Origin of the sequence: uncultured Wocania sp., assembly GCF_964021735.1 — a bacterium.
GTDB lineage: Bacteria > Bacteroidota > Bacteroidia > Flavobacteriales > Flavobacteriaceae > Wocania_A.
This window is the reverse complement of sequence record NZ_CAXIBN010000208.1, coordinates 1-5,001: the sequence shown is the minus strand read 5'-3', so window position 1 is coordinate 5,001 and position 5,001 is coordinate 1. Positions and strand designations below refer to the sequence as shown.

General features: G+C 30.3%; 5 protein-coding genes. 1 reads left to right on the top strand and 4 read right to left on the bottom strand.

Annotated features, from left to right (window positions below):
- The coding region (locus tag AADI82_RS13655) for a hypothetical protein (RefSeq protein ID WP_341216981.1) at nt 1–1,217 on the bottom strand (1,217 nt) is incomplete at its 3' end.
- A gap of 4 nt (nt 1,218–1,221) precedes the next feature.
- Nucleotides 1,222–1,887, bottom strand: coding sequence for a hypothetical protein (locus tag AADI82_RS13650; protein ID WP_341216980.1), 666 nt, complete (start codon nt 1,885–1,887; stop codon nt 1,222–1,224).
- 91 nt (nt 1,888–1,978) lie between these two features.
- Here AADI82_RS13650 and AADI82_RS13645 point away from each other — a divergent pair, with 91 nt between their 5' ends.
- Entirely contained in the window at nt 1,979–2,167 is a 189-nt protein-coding gene (locus AADI82_RS13645; RefSeq protein ID WP_341216979.1) for a hypothetical protein, read from the top strand.
- Here AADI82_RS13645 and AADI82_RS13640 read toward each other — a convergent pair.
- Both AADI82_RS13640 and AADI82_RS13635 read right to left on the bottom strand, forming a co-directional pair.
- Nucleotides 2,154–4,169 carry a hypothetical protein gene (locus AADI82_RS13640; RefSeq protein WP_341216978.1) on the bottom strand — a complete coding sequence of 672 codons (2,016 nt, stop codon included), beginning with the start codon at nt 4,167–4,169 and terminating at the stop codon, nt 2,154–2,156. The genes AADI82_RS13645 and AADI82_RS13640 overlap by 14 nt on opposite strands.
- On the bottom strand, nt 4,169–5,001 hold an 833-nt coding region (locus tag AADI82_RS13635), incomplete at its 5' end, for a hypothetical protein (RefSeq protein ID WP_341216977.1). The genes AADI82_RS13640 and AADI82_RS13635, both read right to left, overlap by 1 nt.

Here is a 5,001-nt window from a genome sequence, read left to right as displayed (position 1 = left end):
CCACTACCTCCATATAAAGTGGCTGCTTTTTCTTCGGTTAGAAACTTACCAGAATCATCTGGAAAATCCCAAACTTTAGGACTTGCTAAATTTGGTAGATTTAGTTTATGAACAACATTGTTAGACCCTCTCATGTTAAGGAGATAATCCCCCATGTGAACTTGGAATAATTTATTACCAAGAGAAGATGATATGTAGCCTAACCCTAGTTCGCTTGATCCACTTGGGTTGCCAAGTCCAATCGTTATTGCTTGGTCAAAGCGATTTATACCTGTAAACGTATTAACGCCAGCTAAAGTTGGTAAACCTAATGAAGTTCTTGACCTATTTATCCAACGTCCATTGGCTTGATCGTAAGAAAGTATATCAAAATCTAATGGCGAAGTTTGGGTAACATCGCCTAATTGCCATATCGAGCTGCCAGATAATCCTGTTAGGTAGCCATTATTAGATACATAAGCATCAACTTCAGCTTCTGTTAACTGTGAGTCACCGCTTAAAACGGCACTTATATAAACTTCAATAACATCTCCTACATCAATATCTGCTTCATTCATATCGCCAATGTTTATAGATGCGTTGTAGTACTCAACAGTATTTACTATGTTTTCATTAAAACCGATTATTTTACCTAATAAGCTTTTTAACTTGGTTTTGTTATATACTTGCACATAAAAGTCATGCGTTCCTTCTAAAGCTTCAAAAGCGTATAAATACTCGCTATATTCTGCATTAAATAATATGTTGGTTATGTCTGAGGCAACATACTCAAATACTACATTTCCGTTACCTGCGGTTTGCCCGAATATCGAGTTTATTTTATGCGAGACTGTGAATTCTGATATAGGCGTGTAGCTTGAGCTGCTAAAATCTTCCCAACTGTCGCCATCCCAATATTGCAATACCGTATCGGTTGAGTTGTAAATAACATCAAAATTATCTGGTGTTAAAGCGTCTCGCTGAACTGTTGTGTAGCTTTTTATTTCCTTTTGATAGCTTATCCATGTTGTGCCATTGTAATACTGGTTAGACTTTATATCTGTATTGTATATAAAATCTCCTTCAGCTGGTGTTAAAGCGTCTCGTTGCACAGTTGTAAGCTCGTATAGTCTTATATACGGAGTTGATAAGCCATCTACATAGTCGTCTGGAGGTAATTGTGCAAACGCATGTATTCCTGAAATTAAAAATGCTATAAATAAAATTATTTTTTTCATGATATTAATCTTTTCTAATTTTTATAATTGATCCTAAAGGCACACCTTTTGTTAAGTTTATTTTATTATTTGAACTGTAATTAGAATTCGAAAAATCTCTAACAACTAGAACATTATCTTCATTATAGTTTTCAATTAATTTGGTACGTCCGTTGAATACTTGAATTAAATTTGGTGCTCCTGAATAAAAGAATTCTGTTTGCCCCTCTGAAGTTGCTTTTATAAATTGAACACTTGATGCATCATTACTATATCCTGTGCCAAATAACCTTTCGTTTAGTGATACCCCTTTTTTTGTTATTAATTGTTTTGTTGAAGAATTGTAGCTATAATCATAAATATTTCCATCAAAATCTTGTATTTGATGTGTTCTGCCTTTAAATAAATCGATATTATCTGGAGCAAAATCTAAAGTAAATATCTTTTGGCCTTCAGTGTCTGGCCTTAACATAAAAGGAATTGCTTTTAAGCTTTGCTTTTGTAATAAAGAAATAAAAAGACTTACAGGTACTTTAAAATCTTTATCTCCTTGAGATATGCCAACAAAATCAACAAGATTAAGGCTAGTAGCTTCGTCAAAATCTTTTAAATTAAGCTGATTGTTGTTAAGACTTAAAATAAATCCTTGTATGTTAGCGAGTTGTTGTAATATTTCGATATATCCTGCCATGTTCAAATATATGATTTTTTTCACTATTTAGAATGATTCTAAATAGTGAAACTGGTTAAATTTTTTTATATTATATGTTATCTTTGTTTTTATGCTTATTATTTGGTTACTTTTTATTGGTGGGGGTGCTTTTATTGGTTGGCTTATTTCGTTATGCATTCCATCGTATAAAAAAAATATAGAAAAACCTGATACTTATATTTTTAACAACACTAATTTCGATACACATAACCATCTTCATATAACTAAAGACGATTTAAAAGAACTTACTGATAAGTAACGTATTTTCCAGCATCTGTTATTTTAAGGTTTGGCACATCAAAGTTTTCATTTTCTGTTATTAATTCTATTTCGCTTGCATTTGTGTTTAAACCTCCATTTGCGTACATCATTTTAGCTTTTAATTTATAAGCGTTCGATTCGCCTAATGGTCCTTCTTTTTCTACTGAACCGTTTTTAATACATTGAACACTTTCAATAAATACCATATTATTAGAAAGCATTCTTGTTAACTGACGGTAACCGCCTAATGATAATAAATCGAATTCGTAATCTAACGATTCATATAATTTTGAATCAATTAAACTTGAAGCGTCATCACCTTTATTTATTTCTGATGGATCTTCGTGTTCTCCTGATATTGATGCAGTATGTACTAATGCATAGTGTTTTATACCTGATTTATAAAAAACATCGGTGTTTTTAGTATTGTATGATATAATTTCAATCATATCTTTATGCGATGGTTTTACAAGTATTTTTTCAGATATACGTGTTTTTGTTACAAACCTATCATCAGTCTCTATTGTTTGTATTTGAATAGTTTGATTGTTATAAACAGACATGTCAATAACCCACTCAAACACATCATCTTTTTGTCTGTTAAATATAGATTTTGTTATAATTGAAGTAGGATTTCCTGTGTAAACAGAATCTATAATAATTGATTCTACACCTAAATTATCATCAAAATATTTGTTTTCTATTTTAAACCATGCTCCATCAACACTAAAGTAATTACCAATTTTAGCCCATTCTGGTAATCCGCCTAAAAGCGAATAATCGGAATTTGTATAAGTATCAGTATCATAATCATATAGTTTTCCTGTATTGAAGTAAATGCCTGTTTTGCCAAAACCAACATTGTATTTTATGGCATCTCTAGCATCTTTTCTGCCTATATTATAGGTGATTTTGTTAACGAATAAGTTATCTTCAGAACCATCTTCTTTAATAACTTTCGCAACAATATTCGAATAATTTGATAATAATTGACAAGGTATTATATGCGTATTTTTAAATAGATGATATTCTGGATGTGCTAGTTTTGGGTTAATTGCAAAAGATTTGTTACTTAATGTGTTTTCTTCAGTTTTATAATCAGAATTATTTTGTTCTACCATTATTATAGAATTGGTTTTGCTATAATATGACCTTGATGTATAAATATTTTCATCGTTAACATTAAAATCTATTGATATACTGCATCCTAAATGATCTCTGATATAAAGTATGAAGTTATCAGGTAGTAAGCCTGAGAAAACATTTTCTGTCTTCCAATTTGTGTTATCTAACGAATACTCTAAATCTAAGAGATTAATATTTTCACTATTTACAATAACTGTTGCGCCATTTGGTGAGTTGTTTATTTTTAAAGAAAAAAGACTTTTATTTAATATACTAGGCACTTGAGATATTGCATATTTTTGTTTTATAGTTTGTCCAGATTCATGTAATATATCCAAAATAAAGCCTTGACCTCTTAAAACTTCAAAAACTATAGGATTGATATTTGAACCATCTAAATTATCATTATAAATTGGTGAAAATATTTTAGATGCTTGCTCATTTGTTGTTACAGATACTTTATAGTGTGAACAAGAATTATTTTGTGTTGCAGGTAAAAATTGAAGCGAATCAATATAAAAAGGAGTAGGTGGCGTAACGTTATTTTCAATTATTTCAACTGCGCCATTAGTTGAATTTAAAACTATTAGCAATTCAGAAAGAGGGTTATTTCCAATTATAGTAACATCTGCACTTTCGGAGTTTAAAGATAAAGCAACAGTATATAAACCTGTTGCGTTATAGTCTGCATTAAAAGCGTCCATATAAAGACTAGCTGTTTGAGGAAATAAATACCCTCTTGTGCTTTCAGACGGTTGTAGCCTTTGATTCACAAAATGTTCTTCTAAAATATTTCCAAGAAACGTGTCAATAATAACAATCTCTGTATTAATGTCTGGTAAATTTTTAAACTTTAATGTTATACTTGATGCCATTATCTTATATGTTTTGTTAGCGTGAAATCGCCTTTATTATTTGGTTTTATAGATTTTACCCTTGCTTTTTCAAGTTTTCCATCTTCATTTTTAAATTCGATTAATCCATATAGGTTTTGAATTTTATTTCCTATAATAGTAGTTGTGCCTTCTATTTGTTGATTTAATGTTGAAGATACTTCGTGTTCGAAAGTTATTTCTTCAGGTGTAAAACGCGGTTTATCTAAATCTGAAATGGGTATATTTCCATTTTCTGAATATGCTTTTTTACCTTTAGCTTGTATAATAACTTTACTTTTACCTTTAGAGCTTCCAAACCTTATAAAATCTGAAGGATATTCTTGTAAACCACCGTTTAAATACCAACCATGTTTAAAAACCAATTGCACTGGTGACCATAGAAAGTTATAAGAAGATTCTGGATTAAACATATTTATAGGCTCGACCTCTAAAACATCTTGCCATGTTTTAAGTTCTAAAACATCGTTAAATCCTTTTTTAACATCAAAAAGAAAAATATGTAAATCGGCACTTCTATCATCTGTTGGTTTAATTTTTTTATTTCTTCGTCTTTCAATTTCTGGACCATAAGAATCCCAACGGTGTTTAGAAACTTTGGTATATGTATTATCGTTTTCAATTGGTGTGGTAAAATTAGCTTTGGTATTAGTTTCTTCTAAACCAAAAACTTCTTCGTATTCTCCAGCTTTGTCACTTCCTATTTCAATAGAACCAAAATATAAATCTTCATCTACTTTACGTTTTACATTCTTAACTTGATTATAAATGTATTTACCGTTAATTTTTTCAGCAAGTCTTATAGTGGTGTTGT